The 22,251-nt window shown below is 41.4% G+C and carries 23 protein-coding genes and 1 tRNA gene; 9 read left to right on the forward strand and 15 right to left on the reverse strand.

Features of this window, described 5'->3' with window-relative positions; genetic code table 11:
- Window positions 1-103: 103 nt before the first annotated feature.
- The 6 genes from C1E24_RS09205 to rplU all read right to left on the reverse strand — a co-directional run bounded on the left by C1E24_RS09205 (window position 104) and on the right by rplU (window position 3,342).
- Window positions 104-196, reverse strand: a tRNA-Ser gene (locus tag C1E24_RS09205).
- A 243-nt stretch (window positions 197-439) separates the two neighbouring features.
- Window positions 440-814 (reverse strand): DUF3718 domain-containing protein, encoded by a 375-nt coding sequence (locus C1E24_RS09210; RefSeq protein WP_138480769.1) that lies wholly within the window; start codon window positions 812-814, stop codon window positions 440-442.
- Window positions 815-893: 79 nt separating this feature from the next.
- A complete protein-coding gene (gene folA / locus C1E24_RS09215) occupies window positions 894-1,385 on the reverse strand; it encodes a type 3 dihydrofolate reductase (RefSeq protein ID WP_171040849.1) in 492 nt (163 codons plus the stop codon).
- 58 nt (window positions 1,386-1,443) lie between these two features.
- A complete protein-coding gene (gene cgtA / locus C1E24_RS09220) occupies window positions 1,444-2,601 on the reverse strand; it encodes an Obg family GTPase CgtA (RefSeq protein WP_138480771.1) in 1,158 nt (385 codons plus the stop codon).
- 152 nt (window positions 2,602-2,753) lie between these two features.
- Window positions 2,754-3,011 (reverse strand): 50S ribosomal protein L27, encoded by a 258-nt coding sequence (gene rpmA, locus C1E24_RS09225; RefSeq protein ID WP_138480773.1) that lies wholly within the window; start codon window positions 3,009-3,011, stop codon window positions 2,754-2,756.
- Between the two features lie 19 nt (window positions 3,012-3,030).
- Complete coding sequence (gene rplU / locus C1E24_RS09230) at window positions 3,031-3,342, reverse strand: 50S ribosomal protein L21 (RefSeq protein ID WP_058030935.1); 312 nt, start codon at window positions 3,340-3,342, stop codon at window positions 3,031-3,033.
- Between the two features lie 389 nt (window positions 3,343-3,731).
- Between rplU and ispB the strand changes: the two genes are divergently transcribed.
- Window positions 3,732-4,703: an octaprenyl diphosphate synthase gene (gene ispB / locus C1E24_RS09235; protein ID WP_138480775.1), complete on the forward strand. Its 972-nt coding sequence runs from the start codon at window positions 3,732-3,734 to the stop codon at window positions 4,701-4,703.
- A 63-nt stretch (window positions 4,704-4,766) separates the two neighbouring features.
- Here ispB and lptG read toward each other — a convergent pair whose 3' ends face one another.
- Both lptG and lptF read right to left on the reverse strand, forming a co-directional pair.
- Entirely contained in the window at window positions 4,767-5,834 is a 1,068-nt protein-coding gene (gene lptG, locus C1E24_RS09240) for an LPS export ABC transporter permease LptG (RefSeq protein WP_138480777.1), read from the reverse strand.
- Entirely contained in the window at window positions 5,831-6,943 is a 1,113-nt protein-coding gene (gene lptF / locus C1E24_RS09245) for an LPS export ABC transporter permease LptF (protein ID WP_138480780.1), read from the reverse strand. Before lptF ends, lptG begins: the two co-directional genes overlap by 4 nt.
- Before the next feature lie 195 nt (window positions 6,944-7,138).
- Between lptF and pepA the strand changes: the two genes are divergently transcribed.
- From pepA to C1E24_RS09270, 5 genes are all read left to right on the forward strand, one after another.
- Window positions 7,139-8,647: a leucyl aminopeptidase gene (pepA, locus tag C1E24_RS09250; RefSeq protein ID WP_138480782.1), complete on the forward strand. Its 1,509-nt coding sequence runs from the start codon at window positions 7,139-7,141 to the stop codon at window positions 8,645-8,647.
- Between the two features lie 110 nt (window positions 8,648-8,757).
- Entirely contained in the window at window positions 8,758-9,204 is a 447-nt protein-coding gene (locus tag C1E24_RS09255; protein ID WP_138480784.1) for a DNA polymerase III subunit chi, read from the forward strand.
- 22 nt (window positions 9,205-9,226) lie between these two features.
- Entirely contained in the window at window positions 9,227-12,082 is a 2,856-nt protein-coding gene (locus C1E24_RS09260; protein ID WP_138480786.1) for a valine--tRNA ligase, read from the forward strand.
- Window positions 12,083-12,200: 118 nt separating this feature from the next.
- Entirely contained in the window at window positions 12,201-12,650 is a 450-nt protein-coding gene (locus C1E24_RS09265; RefSeq protein WP_138480788.1) for a hypothetical protein, read from the forward strand.
- A 106-nt stretch (window positions 12,651-12,756) separates the two neighbouring features.
- Complete coding sequence (locus C1E24_RS09270; RefSeq protein WP_138480790.1) at window positions 12,757-13,080, forward strand: hypothetical protein; 324 nt, start codon at window positions 12,757-12,759, stop codon at window positions 13,078-13,080.
- Here C1E24_RS09270 and C1E24_RS09275 read toward each other — a convergent pair.
- The 7 genes from C1E24_RS09275 to ftsY all read right to left on the reverse strand — a co-directional run bounded on the left by C1E24_RS09275 (window position 13,040) and on the right by ftsY (window position 20,585).
- On the reverse strand, window positions 13,040-14,278 hold the full coding sequence (locus C1E24_RS09275) for an HD-GYP domain-containing protein (RefSeq protein WP_138480792.1): 1,239 nt from the start codon (window positions 14,276-14,278) through the stop codon (window positions 13,040-13,042). The two genes, C1E24_RS09270 and C1E24_RS09275, sit on opposite strands and share 41 nt — an antisense overlap.
- Window positions 14,279-14,446: 168 nt before the next feature.
- Window positions 14,447-14,782: a ribonuclease E inhibitor RraB gene (rraB, locus tag C1E24_RS09280; RefSeq protein WP_138480794.1), complete on the reverse strand. Its 336-nt coding sequence runs from the start codon at window positions 14,780-14,782 to the stop codon at window positions 14,447-14,449.
- Window positions 14,760-15,494: a 1-acylglycerol-3-phosphate O-acyltransferase gene (locus C1E24_RS09285; protein ID WP_171040851.1), complete on the reverse strand. Its 735-nt coding sequence runs from the start codon at window positions 15,492-15,494 to the stop codon at window positions 14,760-14,762. The genes rraB and C1E24_RS09285 overlap by 23 nt, the downstream gene beginning before the upstream one ends.
- Window positions 15,495-15,664: 170 nt before the next feature.
- The gene (rpoH, locus tag C1E24_RS09290; RefSeq protein ID WP_138480796.1) at window positions 15,665-16,528 is read right to left on the reverse strand and encodes an RNA polymerase sigma factor RpoH; all 864 of its coding nucleotides are present in this window, start codon (window positions 16,526-16,528) and stop codon (window positions 15,665-15,667) included.
- 280 nt (window positions 16,529-16,808) lie between these two features.
- Window positions 16,809-17,795 (reverse strand): permease-like cell division protein FtsX, encoded by a 987-nt coding sequence (ftsX, locus tag C1E24_RS09295; protein WP_138480798.1) that lies wholly within the window; start codon window positions 17,793-17,795, stop codon window positions 16,809-16,811.
- Window positions 17,792-18,469: a cell division ATP-binding protein FtsE gene (gene ftsE, locus C1E24_RS09300; RefSeq protein ID WP_138480800.1), complete on the reverse strand. Its 678-nt coding sequence runs from the start codon at window positions 18,467-18,469 to the stop codon at window positions 17,792-17,794. The genes ftsX and ftsE overlap by 4 nt, the downstream gene beginning before the upstream one ends.
- 70 nt (window positions 18,470-18,539) lie before the next feature.
- Window positions 18,540-20,585, reverse strand: coding sequence for a signal recognition particle-docking protein FtsY (ftsY, locus tag C1E24_RS09305; RefSeq protein WP_138480850.1), 2,046 nt, complete (start codon window positions 20,583-20,585; stop codon window positions 18,540-18,542).
- Window positions 20,586-20,768: 183 nt separating this feature from the next.
- Between ftsY and rsmD the strand changes: the two genes are divergently transcribed.
- The 3 genes from rsmD (at window position 20,769) to C1E24_RS09320 (ending at window position 22,179) form a co-directional block, all read left to right on the forward strand.
- A complete protein-coding gene (gene rsmD / locus C1E24_RS09310; RefSeq protein ID WP_138480802.1) occupies window positions 20,769-21,356 on the forward strand; it encodes a 16S rRNA (guanine(966)-N(2))-methyltransferase RsmD in 588 nt (195 codons plus the stop codon).
- A 139-nt stretch (window positions 21,357-21,495) separates the two neighbouring features.
- Entirely contained in the window at window positions 21,496-21,711 is a 216-nt protein-coding gene (rpsU, locus tag C1E24_RS09315) for a 30S ribosomal protein S21 (protein WP_010362466.1), read from the forward strand.
- Between the two features lie 21 nt (window positions 21,712-21,732).
- Window positions 21,733-22,179, forward strand: coding sequence for a GatB/YqeY domain-containing protein (locus C1E24_RS09320; protein WP_058030950.1), 447 nt, complete (start codon window positions 21,733-21,735; stop codon window positions 22,177-22,179).
- The last annotated feature ends 72 nt before the right edge of the window (window positions 22,180-22,251 follow it).

Raw genomic sequence — 22,251 nt, forward strand, 5'->3', positions numbered from 1 at the left:
TACATCTTAACATCTACGATGCGAACACTGTTCGTAGCCATCATTGCTAAATAAACTATCCAGCTGAGCTACGCGTCCTTAATTACAAGAAACCATTTAAAAATGGCGGAGAAGGAGGGATTCGAACCCTCGATAGGGCTACAAACCCTATACTCCCTTAGCAGGGGAGCGCCTTCAGCCACTCGGCCACCTCTCCGTCTTGTGGATGCGTATAATAAAGGCTTACGAAAATAAGTCAAACACTTTTATAGCAAATTATTGTCAAATGCTCATAGAATATGCAGCTTTGCTCAATCTTTTTAACTTGTGTATATGTTTTAAACTAACTGGTTGAAAAGCGCACTGAAATTAAAGCTAAATGAGCTTTAATTTCAGTAAAAAAACAAAAAAGCCAGAAGAAATATCTTCTGGCTTTTAGAATTATATTGATTCTTTGTGCTTATAAGCCTGCACGCGCTTTAATTGTACCGATTAAAGCTGACCCACCGTGACCGTTGCTCTCTGCCCAAGCAATATCAGCACCATCTGCTAATTTGCTTTTAGGTAAATTTTTTACAATATACTCGCCGGCACCTACCGCATTACTAGCAATCGCATGACGTAACAGATTATTACCATTACATAACACGCCATCGAAAATGTTCCTTATTTTTAGACGAGAGCTCTTCAGCTTTTTACGCAAACCACCTTTATCGTCTGCAGCAACATATTCACACAGTGATACAGCCAATTGCTCATTGGCTTGTGCTGAAAAGCTAAAAGAAAAAGACGCAACAACCAGCGAAGCTGATACAAGTGCGGTAGATAATTTCATTTCGTCGACCCTTTAATACTTTGTTCGTAACAGAATACGTATATAATTGTAGCAATCAATATAATCTACCGCAACAAACTCATAACTTTTTATGTAAAGTTACAAAGGTATAGCCATACTTATTTCTTTCATCTGGCTGGTTAGCATCAGACTCTACTGCTACCCATTGATAGTCTTTTTCATAATCAGGGAATTGCGTATCACCAGTAACGGTTAGATCAATAAAGGTCAAATATAAGCGCTCTGCTAATGGTAAGAATTGACTATAGATATTACCACCACCAATAACCATCACTTCTTCCGTGCCTTCAAGCAAGGTCAAAGCTTCTTCTGGGCTTGAAACAACCTCTATTCCTTCAGCTTTATAGGTTGTATTTCTGGTTATCACAATATTACGACGCCCTGGTAGTGGTCGCCCAATTGATTCGAATGTTTTACGCCCCATGACTACTGGTTTAGCCATGGTAACACGCTTAAAGTGTTGCAGATCAGCAGGTAGATGCCATGGCATCTGATTATCATCGCCAATAATACGATCATTCGCCATTGCTGCAATCATAGAAATAATCATTGTTACTCCCTAAGTATTTAGTATTAAAAAAGGGCTTTAAAAGCCCTTTTTTTAAAAGCTATCTCTCGTAGATAACTTCCACATCATAATCATCTTCATCCCAGTCGTCATCCCAGTCATCGTCCTGCGCATTTTTCTTCGCTTCGCGATGATAAGTATCCCACTTGAACTCAACTTCTTCTTCCGTTTGCTCTTCTTCAAACTTATCTTTAGGCATACTCTCAAGTAACGCCATAATGTCATAGCACAAGGGTTGAGTATTCTTTTTGTTTGCAGCTGAGATACGATATACAACTTCGGCACCAAGCTCTTCAGCGATACGCTCACAAGTTTCTTCTACTTCGTCTTCTGGAAGTAGGTCAATCTTATTAAGCACTAACCAACGAGGCTTATCAGCCAATTTAGGACTGTACTGATGTAGTTCGTTAATGATAGAAAAAGCATTATCAACAGGATCTGTACCATCAATTGGCATCACATCAACAATGTGTAATAACACTCGACAACGCTCTAGGTGCTTTAAGAAACGAATGCCGAGTCCAGCACCATCTGAAGCACCTTCAATCAGACCTGGAATATCCGCAATAACAAATGATTTACTCGCTTCTGGACGAACTACACCAAGGTTTGGTACAAGAGTTGTAAATGGGTAATCAGCGACTTTAGGTTTAGCTGCTGAAACACTTCTGATAAACGTAGACTTACCGGCATTTGGCAGACCTAGCAGTCCAACATCAGCAAGTAACATAAGTTCTAGCTTAAGGTTACGAACCTCACCAGGTGTACCCAATGTTTTTTGTCTTGGCGCTCGGTTTACACTCGACTTAAAGCGCGTGTTACCCAAACCATGGAAGCCGCCTTTAGCAACAAGCAACTTTTGACCATGTTGTGTTAAATCGCCTAAACACTCTTCAGTGTCTTCGTCAGTGACACGTGTACCAACAGGTACCTTTAGGAACAGGTCTGCACCTTTTTTACCTGTACAGTTACGCGATTGGCCATTAGTGCCTCGCTCAGCACGATGGAATCGCTCAAACTGATAATCAATTAATGTATTCCAGTTTTCATCTGCAACGAGATAAACACTACCACCATCACCACCATCACCGCCATCAGGGCCACCATCAGGAACATATTTTTCACGGCGAAATGACACTATGCCACTGCCGCCGTCGCCAGCTTCAGCTCTAATTACAACTTCATCGACAAACTTCATGGTTTCTCTCTGTTTTGGGAGGTCTGATAGCAAATTATAACTCAAGCAGTTGCTTCCTGCTCATTAGAGTTGCGTTGCTAGATAAAGACCTAAAATAATTTACATACAAAAAAAAACCCCGCCGTAGCGGGGTTTTTCTGAATCTTTACCGATTACTCAGCAACGATGCTAACGTATTTACGGTTTAAAGGACCTTTAGTTTCGAAAACTACTTTACCATCTGCTTTTGCAAAGATAGTGTGGTCTTTACCGATACCTGCGTTAGAACCAGCGTGGAATCTTGTACCACGTTGACGAACAATGATGCTACCCGCTAAAACTGATTCGCCGCCAAAACGTTTAACACCTAGGCGTTTACTTTCTGAATCGCGACCGTTACGAGTACTACCAGCTGCCTTCTTATGTGCCATCTTTCTGTACCTCTAAAAATTAAGCGCTAATGCCAGTGATTTTAACTTCAGTGAACCACTGACGGTGGCCCATCTGCTTACGAGAATGCTTACGACGTCTAAATTTAACGATCTTAACCTTCTCACCGCGACCGTGTGAAACAACTTCAGCTGTCACTTTACCACCGTTTACGAACGGTGCACCGATCTCGATTTTCTCACCATCAGCAACTAAAAGCACTGAATCGAACTCAACTGCTGCACCAGTCTCAACGTCTAATTTTTCTAGACGAATTGTTTGACCTTCAGTCACACGGTGCTGTTTACCACCACTTTGGAAAACCGCGTACATATTTAACTCCGTTGTGCGCCCTCAAATCGACGCAACTTAATATTCTTCAATAGGGCGCGAAGTTTACGCTAATGTTAAACTTCACGCAACCCTATTTTTATAGATTTTGCATAAAAATTAGCTACGACGAGGGCAAATTACTATTTTGTGACAGTCTATCTAAAAATCCCGATAAACCAAAGTTATTTTTCGTTGATTTATCGGCTTTTAAATAACCTAAATCGCGCTCCCTAAAACAGTAACAAAACTCCTTTATTTCAGCTCAATAAATAGACAAACCATTAATTTAATAGTTTTTTTGATCTCATTCACGACTAATTATCGAGCTTACGTAATTTTTGTAGTACAATTCGCGCGTTTTATCATTACCAAACTTGGCTCGGAGCAAGATGGATATCAAAGCTATCCAGACGTTAATTGCAGATGACATGCAAGACGTCAATCAACTTATTCATGCACAAATGCAATCTGATGTAGCATTAGTAAATCAGCTAGGCTTATACATCGTGAATAGTGGCGGAAAGCGCATTAGACCAATGCTCACCCTACTTGCATCCCGTGCGCTTGGTTGTAATGACAACAAGCATATAACTCTCTCAACAATCGTCGAGTTTATTCATACCGCAACCTTACTTCATGATGATGTAGTAGATGAGTCGGCTCTAAGAAGAGGCGAACCTACAGCAAATGCCGAGTTTGGAAATGCAGCAAGTGTTTTGGTTGGTGATTTTATTTACACTCGTTCATTCCAGTTAATGGTCGGCTTACAGAACATGCAGGTAATGCAAATCTTAGCTGATGCAACCAATGTCATCGCAGAAGGTGAAGTACTGCAGTTAATGAATTGTAATGACCCAGATACCACTGAGCAGAGTTATATGCAGGTTATTTACAGTAAGACTGCAAAACTGTTTGAAGCAGCCACTCAGTTGCCAGCTGTTGTACTTGAGCAAAGTATTGAAGTTCAGGACGCCTTAAAGTTATATGGTATGCATTTAGGCACAGCCTTCCAACTTGTAGATGATGTTTTAGATTACAGCGCAAATGCTACCCAAATGGGTAAAAATTTAGGGGATGACTTAGCCGAAGGCAAGCCTACATTACCGCTTATTTATGCGATGCAAAAAGGCTCTGAGCAACAGGTAGCACAAATTAGAGAAGCCATTGAAACAGGTAATGGCATGCAATTTTTAGATGACATTTTAGCAACCTTAGCTGACACCAAAGCGCTTGATTTTGCGATGGAGAAAGCGCGTGATGAAGCACAAAAAGCAATCAACTATTTAAGTATTTTACCTGAGTCTGATTACAAACAAGCGCTCATAGCTTTAGCTAACTTATCAGTTTCTAGAGACCACTAATTAAAAGTCTCTTAAATGAAAAAAGCCAGCAGATGCTGGCTTTTTTCATTTAAATTCAGCGCCCTACTGCTGGCGTTTCAATAAAACAGTTGCCACCAATACAAACAGTACGGCCGGCATTGCAGCGCCTATAAATGCCGGGACGTTATAAACCATAACGATAGGCCCAAAAATCTCATTACTTAAATGAAATGCTAAACCAGTTACAACTCCCATAATAATGCGCGCGCCCATACTAACAGAACGCAGAGGGCCAAAAATAAATGACAGTGCAACCAGCAACATCACTGCGATTGTTAGAGGCTGCATCACCTTTCGCCAAAGCGCTAAATCATAGGTGCTGGTATCTTGATCATTCTGCGCTAAGTAAGCTAAGTACGACATCAAACCTTTAAAAGACAATGATTCAGGATCTACAGAAACCACATCTAACTTCTCGGCAGTGAGCTGAGACGCATAGAGTATTGATTCACTATATTGAGTAGTAATTTGCTCATCCGTTACCATCATTTCTTCGACACCTTGAAACTGCCACCCTTGAGGAACACTTTTTGCAGCCTCCACACGCGTGACTTTTGTTAATGCCAATGAGTCGTCAAAATGATAAATACTGACATCTTTCAGGTCGCCTGTTTGCTCAACATTGCCGATATTTATAAAGTTATTACCATCTTTAGCCCATACGCCTTGTTGTGCATTAAAGACTTCTCCACCGTATATGGCATGATTTCGAATTTGCTTTGCCATTTTTTCTGACTGCGGCACCCCCCATTCGCCTAATGCCATCATACAGAGCGCCAGAATGATCGCCGTTTTCATGACCGAACCAATAATTTGTAGCCTTGACCAGCCTGCAGCTTGCATAACAACCAACTCACTGCTCGATGCCAGCGCACCTAACCCCATTAAACCACCTATTAGCGCGGCCATAGGGAAAAACACAACAATGTCTGAAGGCATGCTATATAAGGTGTAAAGTAACGCAGCAGCTATATCATAAGAGCCTCGGCCTACAGACTTTAACTGCTCTATAAATTTAATCAGCGTATTAATACCAACAAAGACCAGTAATGCAAAACTGGTTGTTTGTAAGATACTACGGCCCAAATACCAATCTAACGTTTTCATCATGCTGTTTGTGCTCGCTTAGCAAATAATGAACGCAACCAGACGCCAAATGGACGACCTTTCGCTATTAAATAAGCACCGATAAACAGTGCACTAATATGTATCCACCACAGTCCTATCGCAGTAGGTACTTTTCCTTCTGCAACTAGAAACTTGCCCGCATTGAGAAGAATAAAATAACCTAGATATAAACCAATCGCAGGTACCAACTTGGCAAACTTACCTTGCCTTGGGTTTACGACACTCAAAGGAACAGCCATAAGCGTGAGTAAAATAATAGAGATTGGTGTCGAAAGACGAAGTTGAAATTGTGCAATAGCTTCAGGTGTGCCCAATTCAAGTAACTGCATTGACGGGATTGCTTCTAGCTTGCGACGCTGATGTTCAATTTCTTGCTCTTGGATCTGTACTTGATAAGTCCCAAACTCTGTTTTGCTCAAAGCTTGGCTTTGACCGTCTGTTTCAAAACGAAAGCCATTATCAAGTTGTAATTGCTGCTCGCCAGTTTCTTGTTCAATAACACGCCCTGTTTGTGCATATACTAAGCGTGCGGCTTGAGAAGATTCTTTATCAGGTAACTGAGCAACAAATACTTTGTTTAATTCTCTACCTTGCTGGTTAATATCATGGATAAACACCACGGCTTTTTCGTTGCCAGTTTGTTGAAAGCGCCCGGCCCTTAAGCTCGACAATCCCGCATCTGCTTCAGCTTGTTCTTTTAATTGATATTCTTTTTCATTAGCCCAAGGTGCCACATACATACTTAGCGCCCCCGCTAATAAAGCAAAAACCACACTTGATACCAAGGTTACTCGCACCACATACCATTCACTCACACCACACGCTTTAAGCACGGTCATCTCGCTGTCGGCATAAATACGGCTGTAAGCCAAAATAATCCCCAAAAATAAACTTAAAGGGAGTATATAAACCGCCAATTGAGGGAGTTTAAGCGCCAAATAAGAAAGAATTAAATTGCTTGGTGTGCCACCATCACTTGCATCACTTAATATTCTGACAAACTTTTGTGAGACAAAAATAGTCATTAAAGTGAGAAAGACAGCAATTTGCGACTTCAAGACTTCAGCTGTTAGGTAGCGAAAAATTAGCAAAATATGCCCCTATAAAACATCGTGTTTCACTGGAATAGTAGGAAAAATTGAGTAAACTGATTATTTTAGTCAGTTTATTATATGTCATCAAAACCAAATATCATACTAAGCATATTAGATAATCATGCATTTATGATATGGATAAGCGAAGACAGATAAAGTTCAAAAAGACATAATTTAGACTCAGGAGTCACAATGGAATTCAGCGTAAAAAGTGGTAGTCCCGAAAAACAACGCAGTGCCTGTATTGTAGTTGGCGTATATGAGCCGCGTCGTTTATCTCCAATCGGTGAACAGCTGGATAAGATCAGTGAAGGTTACATTTCAAATTTACTACGTCGTGGTGATTTAGAAGGCAAACCTGGTCAAGTATTACTACTTCATCACGTTCCAAATATCTTAAGTGAGCGCGTACTACTTGTTGGTTGCGGTAAAGAACGTGAACTAGATGACAAACAATATAAACAAATCATCTCTAAAACGATCAACACATTAAATGAAACAGGCTCAATGGAAGCGGTGTGCTTCTTAACTGAGCAACATGTTAAAGGTCGTGATACTTACTGGAAAGTTCGTCAAGCAGTAGAAACAACACAAGACTGCCTGTATACATTTAATCAGTTAAAAAGCAAAAAAACAGATCCACGCCGCCCACTACGTAAAATCGTATTCAACGTACCAACGCGTCGCGAGTTAACCATTGGCGAAAACGCCATTGAGCATGGCCTTGCCGTTGCTGCAGGTGCAAAACTGTGTAAAGACGTAGCCAATATGCCACCAAACATCTGTAACCCTCGTTACTTAGGTGAGCAAGCTCAAGAATTAGAATCTTTTGACAACATTTCTGTAAACCTAGTAGGTGAAAAAGAAATGGAAGAATTAGGTATGCACTCATACCTAGCAGTTGGTCGCGGCAGTGATAACGAATCAGTTATGTCAGTAATTCACTACAATGGTGCGGCTGAAGAGCAAGCGCCAGTAGTTTTTGTCGGTAAAGGTCTGACGTTCGATTCAGGTGGTATTTCAATCAAACCAGGCGAAGCCATGGATGAAATGAAATACGACATGGGTGGCGCCGCAGGCGTACTAGGTTTAATGCGTACAGTTGCAGAGCTTCAGTTGCCAATTAACGTCATAGGTGTACTAGCTGGCTGTGAAAATATGCCAAGCTCAAACGCCTACCGTCCGGGTGACATCCTGACTACTATGTCAGGCCAAACAGTTGAAGTATTAAACACAGATGCGGAAGGTCGCCTAGTATTGTGTGACGCACTTACTTATGTTGAAGCATTCGAGCCTGAAATCGTGGTGGATGTAGCAACTCTGACAGGTGCCTGTATTGTAGCTCTGGGTGCACACGCAACGGGTTTACTGTCAAATCACAACCCACTTGCGCATGACTTATTAAAAGCATCTGAGCAAAGTGGCGACCGTGCGTGGCAACTACCACTGTGGGATGACTATCACGAGCAACTAGATAGCCCATTCGCTGACTTCACAAATCTAGGCGGTCGTGCAGCAGGAACTATCACTGCAGCATGCTTCTTATCTAAGTTCACCAAAAAGTACAATTGGGCACACTTAGACATCGCAGGTACAGCTTGGAAGAGTGGTAAAAACAAAGGTGCGACAGGTCGACCTGTACCTATGTTGACACAATACCTATTAAATCGTGTTGGACCAACTGAAACCCAAGCAGATTAACCGCTGTGAGTGATTGATGGTCAGTTCGTTCTGTGTCAAAATGCGGGTTTATTTTGAACGCTTATTTTAACCCTGTAAAACCGTTAAAATATGTAATTTGAAGCGAATTTATGACCATCAACGCACGATTTTATGTGTTAAAACAAAATAATGAGCCGGAAGTATCTATCCCGGCTCATTTTGATCTTGCCGCTCACGCAGCTGCTAAGCAGTTTAGAGCAGGCCATCGTGTGTTTATCTACGTCGATTCGATTGATGACGCCCATCTGATTGATGAGCAATTATGGTGTTTCGAACCCGATAGTTTTGTGCCCCACAACCTGCAAGGCGAAGGCCCCAAAGGCGGTGCTCCTGTCGAGATTGGCCAAACACCCCCCGTTGGTAGACGCAATGTGCTAATTAATTTAGCCACCACCCTACCCGACTTTATAAGACGCTTCAGTCAGGTATATGATTTTGTACCGACGGAGCAAAACGCCAAGCAAGCCGCGCGTCAGCGCTTTGTGCACTTACGTCAGCTCGGCGCCAATATTTCAACTCAAGAAATTGAAAATTAAGCACTAGTTAAGGTTCTGTGAAATGGATAAAACCTATAATCCACAAGATATAGAACAGTCTTTATATAAAGACTGGGAAGACAATGGTTACTTTAAGCCATCAGGTAAAGGCGAAGCATACTCAATTATGATCCCGCCACCAAATGTCACAGGTAGCCTACATATGGGCCACGCTTTCCAAGACACCATCATGGACACGCTGACTCGTTATAAGCGCATGCTAGGTAACAACACGCTTTGGCAAGTAGGTACTGACCATGCAGGTATCGCAACACAAATGCTTGTTGAGCGTAAGTTAGCTGCTGAAGAAGGTAAAACTCGTCACGACCTAGGCCGCGATGCATTTATTGATAAAATTTGGGAGTGGAAAAACCACTCTGGCGGCACTATCACTAAACAATTACGCCGTTTAGGCGCTTCTGTAGATTGGGACCGTGAGCGTTTCACTATGGACGAAGGCCTTTCTGAAGCCGTTAAAGAAGTATTCGTACGCCTTCACAAAGAAGACTTAATATATCGTGGTAAGCGCCTAGTTAACTGGGATCCTAAGCTACACACTGCGATTTCTGATCTTGAAGTTGAAAACAAAGACAAACAAGGTCACATGTGGAACTTACGTTACCCACTTGCTGACGGCGTAAAAACTAAAGACGGTAAAGACTACATCATTGTTGCGACAACACGCCCTGAAACAATGCTAGGTGATACAGGTGTGGCAGTAAACCCAGATGATGAGCGCTACCAAGACTTAATCGGTAAAGAAATTTTACTGCCTATCGTAAACCGTCGTATTCCAATTGTTGCCGATGAACATGCAGACATGGAAAAAGGCACTGGTTGTGTGAAAATCACACCTGCCCACGACTTTAACGATAACGAAGTAGGTAAACGTCACCAACTACCAATGATCAACATCTTCAACAAAGATGCTGCGGTATTAAGCGAAGGCGAAAGCTACACATTCGACGGTAAAAAGCTTGAATTAGACGCGCCAATTCCTGAGCGCCTACATGGCCTTGACCGCTTTGATGCACGTAAAGCAATTGTTGCTGAGTTTGAAGAACTTGGCCTATTAGAAAAAATTGAAGATCACAGCTTAACAGTACCTTACGGTGACCGTTCTGGCGTAGTGATTGAGCCGCTTCTTACTGATCAGTGGTACGTGCGCGTAGCACCTCTAGCAGAGCCTGCAAAAGAAGCAGTTAAAAATGGCGACATTAAGTTCGTACCTCAGCAATACGAGAACATGTACTTCTCGTGGATGAATGACGTTCAAGACTGGTGTATTTCACGTCAGCTTTGGTGGGGTCACCGCATCCCAGCTTGGTACGACAACGAAGGCAACGTATATGTTGGTCGTGACGAAGCTGAAGTACGCCGCGATAACAACCTTGCTGATGATGTTGCACTTAAGCAAGACGAAGACGTGTTAGATACCTGGTTCTCGTCTGCGCTTTGGACTTTCTCAACGCAAGGCTGGCCGGCAAACACAGACGATTTAAAAACCTTCCACCCGTCTGACGTATTGGTAACAGGTTTCGACATCATCTTCTTCTGGGTTGCTCGTATGATCATGATGACCATGCACTTCATCAAAGATGAAGACGGCAAACCACAAGTACCATTTAAAACCGTTTACGTAACTGGCCTTATCCGCGATGAAAACGGCGATAAGATGTCTAAATCGAAAGGTAACGTACTTGATCCTATCGACATGATTGACGGTATTGACCTTGAAAGCCTAGTTGAAAAGCGCACTGGTAACATGATGCAGCCACAACTAGCGAAGAAGATTGAGAAGAACACGCGTAAAACATTCGAAAACGGTATTGAAGCACACGGTACAGACGCACTGCGTTTCACCCTTGCAGCAATGGCTTCAACGGGTCGTGATATCAACTGGGATATGAACCGCCTTGAAGGTTACCGTAACTTCTGTAACAAACTATGGAACGCAAGCCGTTACGTATTGATGAATACAGAAGATCAAGACTGTGGTTTCGCTACAGATGCTGAAAAACAGTATTCACTCGCTGATCGTTGGATTTTAGGCCAGTTTGAAGCAACTGTTAAAACCTATACTGAGCATCTAGAAAACTACCGTTTTGACCTAGCTGCAAACACCATTTATGAGTTCACTTGGAACCAATTCTGTGACTGGTACCTAGAACTTACTAAACCAGTATTGTTTAAAGGTAACGAAGCACAGCAACGTGGTACTCGTCATACCCTAATCACGGTGTTAGAAAGCCTACTTCGCTTAATGCACCCGTTAATGCCATACATCACAGAAACGATTTGGCAACGTGTTGCACCACTTGCAGGTATCGAAACTACGGGCACTAGCATCATGGTTCAAGGTTTCCCTGTATACAATGAAGCAAATGTTGATAGCCAAGCAATGGACGACCTAGAATGGGTTAAACAATTCATTCTTGCTATTCGTAACATCCGTGGTGAAATGGATATTAGCCCAAGCAAACCATTATCGGTATTACTTGCTAATGCCTCTGACGAAGACAAGCGCCGCTTAACGGAAAATGAAGCTTTCTTAGCATCTCTTGCTAAACTTGAAGCGTTCACGCTACTTGATAACAAAGACGAAGCACCTGCGTGTGCAACATCGTATGTTGGTAACCTTGAGATCATGATCCCAATGGCTGGCCTAATCGATGTTGAAGCTGAATTAGCTCGTATCGCGAAGCAGCTTGAAAAAGCAGAAAAAGGCTTAGCTCAAGTTAATAACAAATTAGCTAACGAGAAGTTCGTAAATAACGCGCCAGAAGCTGTGCTTGCTAAAGAGCATGCTAAGCTGGCTGAGTTTACAGATGCGAAAGACAAACTATTAGCGCAAAAAGCGAAAATCGAAAGCTTGTAATCACTTACTCGTCACGATTTAAGCAATAAAAAAACGCGAGCTTTAGCTCGCGTTTTTGTTTCTAAAAACAGGACACACTGATACATTCATCGGCAATAAAAATAAAAACGGATTTATCATGCTTAGACCTATATTTTTGGCTTCGACTCTTTTAATTAGCAGTATTTCATCTTTTTCAATTTCAGCTTCAGAGAATAGTAATTGGGCCATCGGCGGTCTATATTACGAATTTGGTGGACTCATCGGTGCCAAATACACACATCAATTTGATGAAAAGCAAGCCGCAACCGCAGCACTCGGCTTATTTGGTTATTCACTAGGTTATGAATATACACTCGACGATCACGTCAAAATAGGTGGTATGTTTGGCCAAGATTTATTCTATGCAGACGGTGGCTACTTAGTAGGTAAAGCCAGCTATTATTTTTCTGGTGTAAATTCGAGTGGCTTTTACTGGGGAGCCAGTGCGGGTTTTAAAGAAGATGTGTGCGTTTGGTGCGGACAAGACAATAGCGATACAAAAGAAATACAATTTACCGGAGGTATTCACTTCGGGTATCAATTTTAAATCACAAAAAACAATTGATATTAATTCTCATTTAGATTGACAATCTTTCGGCTCCTTTTTAAACTAAGCTTTATCTTTTAAAGGAACATAAAATGGAGCCTTCATCATGTTCGTCATGCTTATTCTAGTCTCTTTGATGTTTGCAGGCTTAAGTGTTTATTGCTTTTGTAAAGCCAATTACTGCGCCTGTAATAAAGCAGGACAATGTGATAATCCTATCAACCTTTTCTGGTTAGGCACAATTTTAGCTGCGCTCGTTTCATTGGCTTTCAGTTGCTTTGCACTTCACACTGAACAAGGTACTATTCTATGGCTTATTATGATGACAAGTTGTCAACTCGGTGCGGTATTATCTGCAAAATGGCAATCTTTAACACGTTCCGAAACACCTAAACTAAAAGATGAGACCTTAACAGGCGGGATAAATTGAGCTCGTAATCACTCGGTCTAACACTGGCAACGACTTTAATTTCATCTTCTACTGCATGTAAATCAAGATCTTTTCCTGTGATGTGATGTTTGTGCTTAGTGTTATAAAATACTTTCACCTTAGGCTTCATAGGCGATTGTTTGTTCCCTTCAAGCACAAGTGCCAACCTATCATTCGTTAATCGCACAATGGTGCCGACAGGATGAACCCCTAAGCACTTTATAAACTTTTGCACTAACTGTGCATCGAATTGATGCTTATTCGCAAGTAGATAACGTAATGCATGAATCGGCTCTTCACCGTTTTGATGAGGCCGCTCTGATGTCATTGCATCATAAACATCGACAATGGCCATCATTCTTGCTGGTTTACTGATTTTTGAGCCAGATAGGCCTCTTGGGTAGCCTGAGCCGTCTACTCTTTCATGATGGTTTAAAATCATATCCATCACCAACGGGCTGATCCCTGACTCACCTTTTACCAGCCCCAAAGATTGCACTACATGCTTCTTAAGCGCTTTAAACTCTAACTCGTTGAGGTTTTCGGTTTTATTAATGATCCCTTGAGGTAATTTTGTATGGCCAACATCATGTAACATCGCGCCGAGAGCTAACTGCTGAATTTGCTCATTTTTAATACCTAAGTATTTAGCAAACACACTCATTAAAATGGTGCAGTTGATCATGTGACGCCAGTTGTAACCATCTTTGTCTTTTAAACGGCTCAAAATAGCCATTGCATTACTGTTGCGTAAAACTGAGTCTACGATTTCATTGCTAACCTGGTTAAGCAGGGAAACATCGAGCTTTGCGCCTATGGTTAGATCATTGTATAAGTTTTTTAATTGCTGAGAATGTTGATCAAATTGCTGACTTGCCTTGGCAAATTCCTGATCTAAAGATTTTTCTGTGACCGAAGATTTGACCGGTGTTTTTATTGCTGAACTAGAGACTTTTTCAGATGTTTTGCTTTCTTCTTGTTTTGGTGCTGGTCGATACTTTTCCGGAACTTCAATGTCACTTTGAGCAAAATCTATTTTTAATTCCGTCACGCCTTTAGAAAGCAACTGGGCAATAATCGCCTGATCTCGCACCATACCACGGGATTTTATTTTTATTTTGGCATCGCTGCGCTGTTTGCATACACTATCTACAAACATCCCAGGTTGTAATTCAGAGATTGGCAAAGAAACCAGCATAAGCACATAAATTTAACAAGTTAGATACAAGAATGGTTTGTATCATTTTTCAACGTAACCCGTCTATCTTTTAAACGAAATTTAATACATTCGCCCTAGGAAAATCTTATAAAAAGTGCATTAAAAAAGGAGCTTTCGCTCCTTTTAGTAATTTCTGCTGATTTCAACCTACTCTTGGAAGTAAGTGCCCCAACCGTCATATTCAACTCTGCACTCAATAGCAAGCGCAGCTAACTTATCAACGTCTTCCATAATCACATCAACATCTAACTCTGCTTCAACAACAACATCAAAGCCCCAGATCTTACTGCCATCTTCAAGTTCAAGTTCTGCAGGGTCTTCTACGTCATAGCCAAGTTTAAATGCAGCTAAAGCCGCTTCTTCTAGCTGCTTAAAGTCTTCACTTACAAAGTGATGTTCAACTTCGTATAGTTTTTCAGTTGAAGAGCCGTCTTCAATTAAAGATTCAACGATCTCTTCACTAATTTCGCGCCAGTTTTCCATTATCTTCTTTTACCTTGTCATCAAGTTGTGCAATACGTTCAGCCATCAGGGTATGTGTTGCACTAGCATGGTCTCTGGCACTGATTTCTTTATCAAGGGTGATCGGTGCCAATACATCAATATAGATTGTACCATTGTCCCAACGATTTAGCTTAATACAATCATGGGTTGAATTCATACAGACCGGTACCACTGGTACATCTGCATTCATCGCGGTATGAAATGCACCGGTTTTAAACGGTAATAAGCCTCTACCATAGCTTCGGGTGCCCTCTGGGAACATCCAAACAGATAAACCATTATCTTTTATCTTTGCCACTGACTTGCCCAAAGTACCCATTGCTTTAGAGCGGTTACCTCGGTTAATTAGAATGTTGCCTGATAGCCAATAAAGCTGGCCAAAAAATGGGACCCATTTTAAGCTGTGTTTACCCATACTCACGGTATTTTCAGGTACTGCTGCTGGTAGGGTGAATAGATCATAGTTGTTCTGGTGGTTTGCGACATAAATGGCCGGCCCAACTTCTTGGGCGCTGGGATCGACATTAATTTCTAACTTAACACCTACCACTGTCGACATTTTGCCAAACCAGCTAGCAATAATATGCACATTATTTCTATGAAATGGCCTAATGATTGAGAGCAATAAACCAAAAACACAACTCAACACAATAAATAGCGCCATAGCTATTACACGTAAAACAGCTAACAAAACCCATACTCCTATTTAAATCAGCACGGCATTATAATCAATTAGCGAACACTTGTAAGCTCAAATGTACTTTTCTAGCATTTCAAAGTTCACTGACTAACTCTGTGCTTTATTACAGGTATAAAAAATGCCGCTAGAAGATAGCGGCATTTTATGAAATTTATTCTATTTTAGTGCATTGCTGATTGCAGCTTCTTCATCGCTGACTTTTCAAGCTGCCTGACTCGCTCTGCTGACACATCATATTTAGCAGCTAAGTCTTGTAAGGTAGCCTTTTCATCAGCTAACCAACGAGAGCTAATAATATCTTGAGAGCGCTCATCTAAAGTTTTTAATGCTGCAAATAAGCGATTTTGTGACTGCTCTTGCCATTGCTCTTCTTCAACAACATCAGCCAAATCACCACTGTTATCTGTTAAGTACTGTACTGGAGAGAAGCTACTTGCTGGTGCATCATCATTATCATCAGATGTTAAGTCGAAGCCCATATCTTGGCCACTCATACGAGACTCCATCTCTCGTACTTCTTTTTCACTTACACCTAACTCATTAGCAACAGTCGCCACTTCGTCTTGGTTAAACCAACCTAGGCGTTTTTTATTCTTACGTAGATTGAAGAATAATTTACGTTGCGCTTTAGTTGTCGCAACTTTTACGATACGCCAGTTTTTCAATACATATTCATGGATCTCAGCTTTAATCCAGTGAACAGCAAATGAAACTAAGCGAACACCCACTTCAGGGTTAAAGCGTTTTACCGCTTTCATTAAACCAATGTTTCCTTCTTGGATTAAATCTGCTTGCGGCAGACCATAACCCGCATAGCTTTTAGCGATATGCGCTACAAAGCGAAGGTGAGAAACAATAAGTTGCTTAGCAGCTTCTAAATCACCATCTTGATGTAAGCGAGTCGCTAGTGCTTTCTCTTGCTCAGCATCAAGCATAGGAATTTGGCCTACAGTTTGTAAGTAGCCATCTAAACTTGCGCTTTGTTGTCCTGTTGTCAGGGCCATTGCGTAAATATCGTTACTCATTTTTCACCTCAGTGATAAACATTTTAGCTGATTTTAGCACTCTCACCTCAAGAGTGCTAACACCTATATAATACTTTTCTGTTCTTAATTGCAAGAAGTTTTATTCAATTTTAAAATTAAAAAAGCAAACCAATGATAAATATAGAAAAAGTGATTATTGAAATTAATTTAAAAGTGTTTCAAGTTGTGAATTTAACGAAATGATATGACAGGTAAATGACAGTTAAGTTTGTAAAAGCTGCTGAGAGTGCTAATTTTAGCACTCTCTATTTATCTTCAATTAAACTTTGTCTGGTTCTATGTCTTTAATATATTTTCTAACCGAAATATAAGAACCACTAAAGCCAAGTCCAATTGCCAATGAAAGCAAAATTAACAGCTCGTTGCCATTTAAGCCGGTTAATACAAAATTACTTTGATACACACCTGCAACCATAGCCACTGCTGACTCTAGCCACCATAACATCATGACCACACTCATGAATGCGACAAATCCACCTATTACGCCATACCATATACCAGTCCAGATAAATGGCGTATGAATAAAAGCATTTGTTGCACCAACTAGCTTTAAAACTTGGATCTCTTCTTTTTTATCCATAATAGATAAACGAATGGTATTACCTATGATGAGTATCACTGCACTGAGTAATAATAGTCCCACTGTAAATACACTTTCTTTTAATAGGCTTAAAAGTGCGTTTAAACGTTCTAACCAGGCAATATCTAACTTACCGAATTCGACCTCTCTTTCAGCTTCAAGTTTAGTCAGGAGTTGCTGGGCTGCTTGAGGTTTTCTATAGCGCACGGTCGGCGTCACTAGCACCACATTCGGCAATGGGTTTTCATCTAGGTAATCTAACGCCTGTCCAAAGCCTGAAACCTGTTTAAATTCTTTTAGAGCTTGAGACTTCGAAATATAGCTGACGCTTTCAATCTCTGGGTAAAGTGCTAAACGTTTTACCAATGTCTGCGTTTGTGCATCATTGAGCTCTTCTTTTACAAATAAAGATATCTCAGCAGCATCACTAAACCCACTGCTCACCTGTTGTACGTTTTTCACGACCACATATAAAGTCGCTGGTAAGGTTAAGCTCAGGCCTAATACCAAAATAGTCATTAAAGAGGCGATTGGCGTTCGCCACATTTCGCCTAAACTATTTATGCCTTGGCGAATAAAGTTCAGAAGAGAAAAATACAGTGCGCTAATGCCGTTTCGGTTATTGCTACCACCTTGAGAGTTACGGCTTTTAAAAAGTAAACTCATAGCACCTCCTGCGCCAGTAGATCTGTGATTAAGCGACCATGATCCAATGTGAGGCTCTTATACTTCATTCTAGCGATTAACCCCAAGTCATGAGTGGCGATTAACACAGCAGTGCCATGCCGATTGAAATCTTCGAACAGCTTGAGAATTTCCATTGATAATTCTGGGTCTAAGTTACCCGTTGGTTCATCTGCAAGTAATAAGGGCGGAGAATTTACAATAGCACGCGCAATCCCTACACGTTGTTGTTCACCGCCAGATAAAGTACTGGGCTGACATTTTACTTTATTTAAAAGTCCCACTTTATCTAACGCAGCATGAACACGTTTGGTGATATTTTTGTGGTGCATCCCTTCAATCACTAATGGTAGCGCCACGTTATCAAACACGTTATACCTATCTAACAGTCGATGGTTTTGGAAAATAATCCCAATATCACGGCGTACGTAGGGGATTTGTCGATTCTTCACAACGTTTAAGTTAACGCCATTAATATATACATGACCCGCTGAAGGCCTTTCCATGACGCTAATAAGCTTTAATAGCGTACTTTTACCTGCTCCACTGTGGCCAGTTAAAAACGCTAACTCACCATCAGCTAATTCAAAACTGACTTTTTCTAACGCTCTATGGCCACCTGGATAAGTTTTACTTACATTTTCAAATCGGATCATGTCAGGCCTTCACTATCTTTTATTATTTTAAGACCAAAAAGGGAGTAAACACTCCCTTTTATTACTATTGCTAATCGTCTTGGCTAAATAGTGCCTCGATAAAATCATCACTCTTGAAAGTTCTCAAGTCATCAATGCCTTCACCAACACCAATATAACGAATAGGGATCTGGAACTTATCGGCAACAGCAAAGATAACACCACCTTTCGCGGTGCCATCTAGTTTCGTTAAAGTAATACCTGTTAAGCCGACCGCTTTATTAAATAGATTAACTTGGCTGATGGCATTTTGACCAGTACCAGCATCTATGGTTAGCATGACTTCATGCGGCGCATCAGGGTCCAGTTTCTTCATAACGCGCGCAATTTTTTCAAGCTCTTGCATTAAATTGTCTTTATTCTGAAGACGACCCGCAGTATCGGCAATTAACACATCAACATTACGTGCTTTTGCAGCTTGGAAAGCATCAAACACCACAGATGCACTATCAGCGCCTGTATGCTGAGCAACGACTGAAATATCGTTACGCTCACCCCAAACTTGTAGCTGTTCAACAGCTGCTGCGCGGAAAGTGTCACCTGCGGCCAACATCACTGACTTGCCTTCTTGCTGGAACTGCTTGGCAAGCTTACCTATTGTCGTTGTTTTACCTACACCGTTTACGCCCACCATTAAAATCACAAATGGTTTTTTATCAGCATTAATTTCTAATGGCTTCTCTGCAACTTTTAGCATTTCTGCCATTTCTTGCTTCATTAAGTCGTAAAGTGCTTCACCATCTTTGAGTTGCTTCCTGTCAGCGGCATCTGTTAGGTTGTCGATCAGCTTCATGGTGGTATCGACGCCTAAATCCGCGGTAAGCAGTTGCGTTTCTAGATCCTCAAAAAGCTCATCATCAATTTTCTTACCTTTAAAGATCGCTGCAAAACCAGAACCAATATTTGCTTTTGTCTTTAAAAGACCTTTTTTAAGGCGAGAGAAGAAACCCTCTTTTTTAGGCTTTTCAGCTTTGGCTTTTTCTTCAGCTAGTTTTTCTGCTTCTAAACGTGCTTGTTCAGCCTCTTCTGCTTCACACGCTAAGCGCTCTGCTTCTTCACGTTCAGCTTGTTCTCTAGCAATACGTTCTTGTTCTAGTCTTTCAGCTTCTAAACGTGCTTGCTCAGCCGCTTCAGCTTCACGCGCTAAGCGTTCAGCTTCTTCACGGTCGGCTTGCTCTTTAGCAATGCGTTCTTGCTCTAATCTTTCAGCTTCTAAACGTGCTTGTTCTTTAGCAAGGCGTTCTTGCTCGGCTTTTTCTTGTGCTAACTTCTCAGCTTCTAATCGAGCCTGCTCAGCTACTTCTGCTTCACGTGCTAAACGCCCTGCTTGTTCTTTAGCAATACGTTCTTGCTCTAGCTTTTCAGCTTCTAAACGTGCTTGCTCAGCTGCTTCTGCTTCACGTGCTAAGCGTTCTACTTCTTCACGTTCGGCTTGTTCTTTAGCAATGCGTTCTTGCTCTAGTCTTTCAGCTTCTAAACGTGCTTGCTCGGCCGCTTCTGCTTCTGCTTCACGCGCTAAGCGTTCTGCTTCCTCACGTTCTTTAGCAATGCGTTCTTGCTCAGCTTTTTCTTGTGCTAATTTCTCAGCTTCTAATCGCGCCTGCTCAGCCACTGCGGCCTCACGAGCTAAACGTTCCGCCTCTTCGCGCTCGGCTTGCTCTTTTGCATTGCGTTCTTGTTCAGCTTTTTCTTGCTCTAGCTTTTCAGCCTCTAAACGTGATTGCTCAGCCGCTTCGGCTTCACGAACTAAACGCTCTGCTTCTTCACGCTCTGCTTCTTCACGCTCTGCTTCTTCACGCTCAGCTTGTTCTTTAGCAATGCGTTCTTGCTCAGCTTTTTCTTGTGCTAATTTCTCAGCTTCTAATCGCGCCTGCTCAGCCACTGCGGCCTCACGAGCTAAACGTTCCGCCTCTTCGCGCTCGGCTTGCTCTTTAGCGATGCGTTCTTGCTCAGCTTTTTCTTGCGCCAGCTTCTCAGCTTCTAATCGCGCCTGCTCTTCTGCTTGTTGAGCCTTTTGTTGCTCTTCGTCTTTTTTGCCAAAACCTAACCAAGACAGAAATTTATTCTTTTTTCCCATACCCGCTAAATACCATATAGATAAAGTCTGATAAACTAACTCACTCTGGTAGAACAAAGCTTTTCGTTAGCTAATAAGAGTTGTACTGAAAACTTTGCCCAGTGTATCACGTAACACTAGGTAGTAAAAATGCTGCCTAGGTTAATTTAAGCACCAGATAACAATCAGTTTGATGTCAAAAGCATGAGAAAAAAATCAGCACCTCAACGAACCAACAATAATGGCTTTATTAGGATCATTAGTGGCCAATTTCGCGGCCGAAAGTTACCTGTTAATGATTTAGAAGGACTGCGCCCAACGACTGATAGAGTCAAGGAAACGGTGTTTAATTGGTTAATGCAAGATACCAGAGATGCCAATGTACTTGATTGCTTTGCAGGGTCTGGCGGCTTGGGGTTTGAATGTTTATCACGATTTGCAGCACATGCAACCTTTATAGAGTTAAATAAAAAGGCAGCTGAACAATTAAAAAACAATGCCAGCACCTTAAAACTAGATAACACAAACATAATAAACACGAGTGCCATTGAACACTTAACTATTGAAAATCAAGGTGATAAGTTTAGTTTGGTTTTTGTTGATCCGCCTTTTAGAAAAGGGCTTGCCGAACCAAGCTGCCACTTACTTGAGCAGAATGACTGGCTTGCCGATGAGGCATTAGTCTATGTTGAAGTCGAAAAAGAATGTACTTTTGATGCCCCGGAGAATTGGCAAGTATTAAAAGAAAAACAAGCAGGACAAGTACTTTGCAGACTTTATCAGCGAAATTAAGAAAATGCTAAGTAATTTGCTAAAATTTAGTCTTTACACGCGGTAATGCTTCGGCTTACAATACCGCACCATTTTTGAACCACGTGGTCATTATTTGATCAGATGAGCTTAGCTCATAAATTAGGTAGGTGAATTTTTAATGCCAGTAATTAAAGTAAGAGAGAACGAACCGTTTGACGTAGCACTTCGTCGTTTCAAGCGTTCATGTGAAAAAGCAGGTATCCTTTCAGAAGTTCGTCGTCGCGAGCACTATGAAAAGCCAACAGCTGAGCGTAAGCGTAAAAAAGCTGCTGCAGTAAAGCGTCACATGAAGAAGCTTTCTCGCGAAAACGCACGTCGCGTTAAATTATACTAATCTGTTTTTGGTCTTGTATAAATGAGCCTTTTAACACAGCTAAAAGACGCACAAAAAGAATCTATGAAAGCAAAAGACAAGGTTCGCCTTGGTGCTATTCGTATGGTTCTTGCTGAAATCAAACAGCGTGAAATTGACAATAAAACGACACTAGATGATGCAGGTATTACCTCTGTTTTAGTTAAGTTAGTTAAGCAACGCCGTGATTCATACACCCAGTATAAAGATGCGGGTCGTGATGATTTAGCCGAAATTGAAGCCAATGAAATTGAAGCGCTTGAAGCTTTCTTACCTCAGCCTTTGACTGAAGAAGAAATTTTAGCGTTGATTGATGCTGCAATCGCCGAATCAGGTGCAGCAGGTATGCAAGACATGGGTAAAGTTATGGGTCTAATCAAAGCAAAAGCAGAAGGCAAAGCCGATTTAGGCAAAGTTTCTGGTTTAATTAAGCAAAGATTAAGCGCATAATCCCGCATACTGATAGTATGTTTAAGTAAACCGAGCCATGCGCTCGGTTTCTTCGTATAAGCTCTAGAGTAT

It is taken from the genome of Pseudoalteromonas phenolica, assembly GCF_005876835.1.
GTDB lineage: Bacteria > Pseudomonadota > Gammaproteobacteria > Enterobacterales > Alteromonadaceae > Pseudoalteromonas > Pseudoalteromonas phenolica_B.

Coding starts and splice junctions, on each gene's coding strand:
- rpoH (WP_138480796.1), bottom strand. CDS start 16,528: ATGAGTAACGATATTTACGCAATGGCCCTGACAACAGGACAACAAAGC.
- rsmD (WP_138480802.1), top strand. CDS start 20,769: ATGAGAAAAAAATCAGCACCTCAACGAACCAACAATAATGGCTTTATT.
- ftsX (WP_138480798.1), bottom strand. CDS start 17,795: ATGAGTTTACTTTTTAAAAGCCGTAACTCTCAAGGTGGTAGCAATAAC.
- ispB (WP_138480775.1), top strand. CDS start 3,732: ATGGATATCAAAGCTATCCAGACGTTAATTGCAGATGACATGCAAGAC.
- C1E24_RS09260 (WP_138480786.1), top strand. CDS start 9,227: ATGGATAAAACCTATAATCCACAAGATATAGAACAGTCTTTATATAAA.
- ftsE (WP_138480800.1), bottom strand. CDS start 18,469: ATGATCCGATTTGAAAATGTAAGTAAAACTTATCCAGGTGGCCATAGA.
- rpmA (WP_138480773.1), bottom strand. CDS start 3,011: ATGGCACATAAGAAGGCAGCTGGTAGTACTCGTAACGGTCGCGATTCA.
- rpsU (WP_010362466.1), top strand. CDS start 21,496: ATGCCAGTAATTAAAGTAAGAGAGAACGAACCGTTTGACGTAGCACTT.
- C1E24_RS09275 (WP_138480792.1), bottom strand. CDS start 14,278: ATGCTGGTTTCTTTGCCAATCTCTGAATTACAACCTGGGATGTTTGTA.
- pepA (WP_138480782.1), top strand. CDS start 7,139: ATGGAATTCAGCGTAAAAAGTGGTAGTCCCGAAAAACAACGCAGTGCC.
- C1E24_RS09320 (WP_058030950.1), top strand. CDS start 21,733: ATGAGCCTTTTAACACAGCTAAAAGACGCACAAAAAGAATCTATGAAA.
- ftsY (WP_138480850.1), bottom strand. CDS start 20,585: ATGGGAAAAAAGAATAAATTTCTGTCTTGGTTAGGTTTTGGCAAAAAA.
- cgtA (WP_138480771.1), bottom strand. CDS start 2,601: ATGAAGTTTGTCGATGAAGTTGTAATTAGAGCTGAAGCTGGCGACGGC.
- folA (WP_171040849.1), bottom strand. CDS start 1,385: ATGATTATTTCTATGATTGCAGCAATGGCGAATGATCGTATTATTGGC.
- C1E24_RS09210 (WP_138480769.1), bottom strand. CDS start 814: ATGAAATTATCTACCGCACTTGTATCAGCTTCGCTGGTTGTTGCGTCT.
- C1E24_RS09265 (WP_138480788.1), top strand. CDS start 12,201: ATGCTTAGACCTATATTTTTGGCTTCGACTCTTTTAATTAGCAGTATT.
- rraB (WP_138480794.1), bottom strand. CDS start 14,782: ATGGAAAACTGGCGCGAAATTAGTGAAGAGATCGTTGAATCTTTAATT.
- C1E24_RS09255 (WP_138480784.1), top strand. CDS start 8,758: ATGACCATCAACGCACGATTTTATGTGTTAAAACAAAATAATGAGCCG.
- lptG (WP_138480777.1), bottom strand. CDS start 5,834: ATGATGAAAACGTTAGATTGGTATTTGGGCCGTAGTATCTTACAAACA.
- rplU (WP_058030935.1), bottom strand. CDS start 3,342: ATGTACGCGGTTTTCCAAAGTGGTGGTAAACAGCACCGTGTGACTGAA.
- C1E24_RS09270 (WP_138480790.1), top strand. CDS start 12,757: ATGTTCGTCATGCTTATTCTAGTCTCTTTGATGTTTGCAGGCTTAAGT.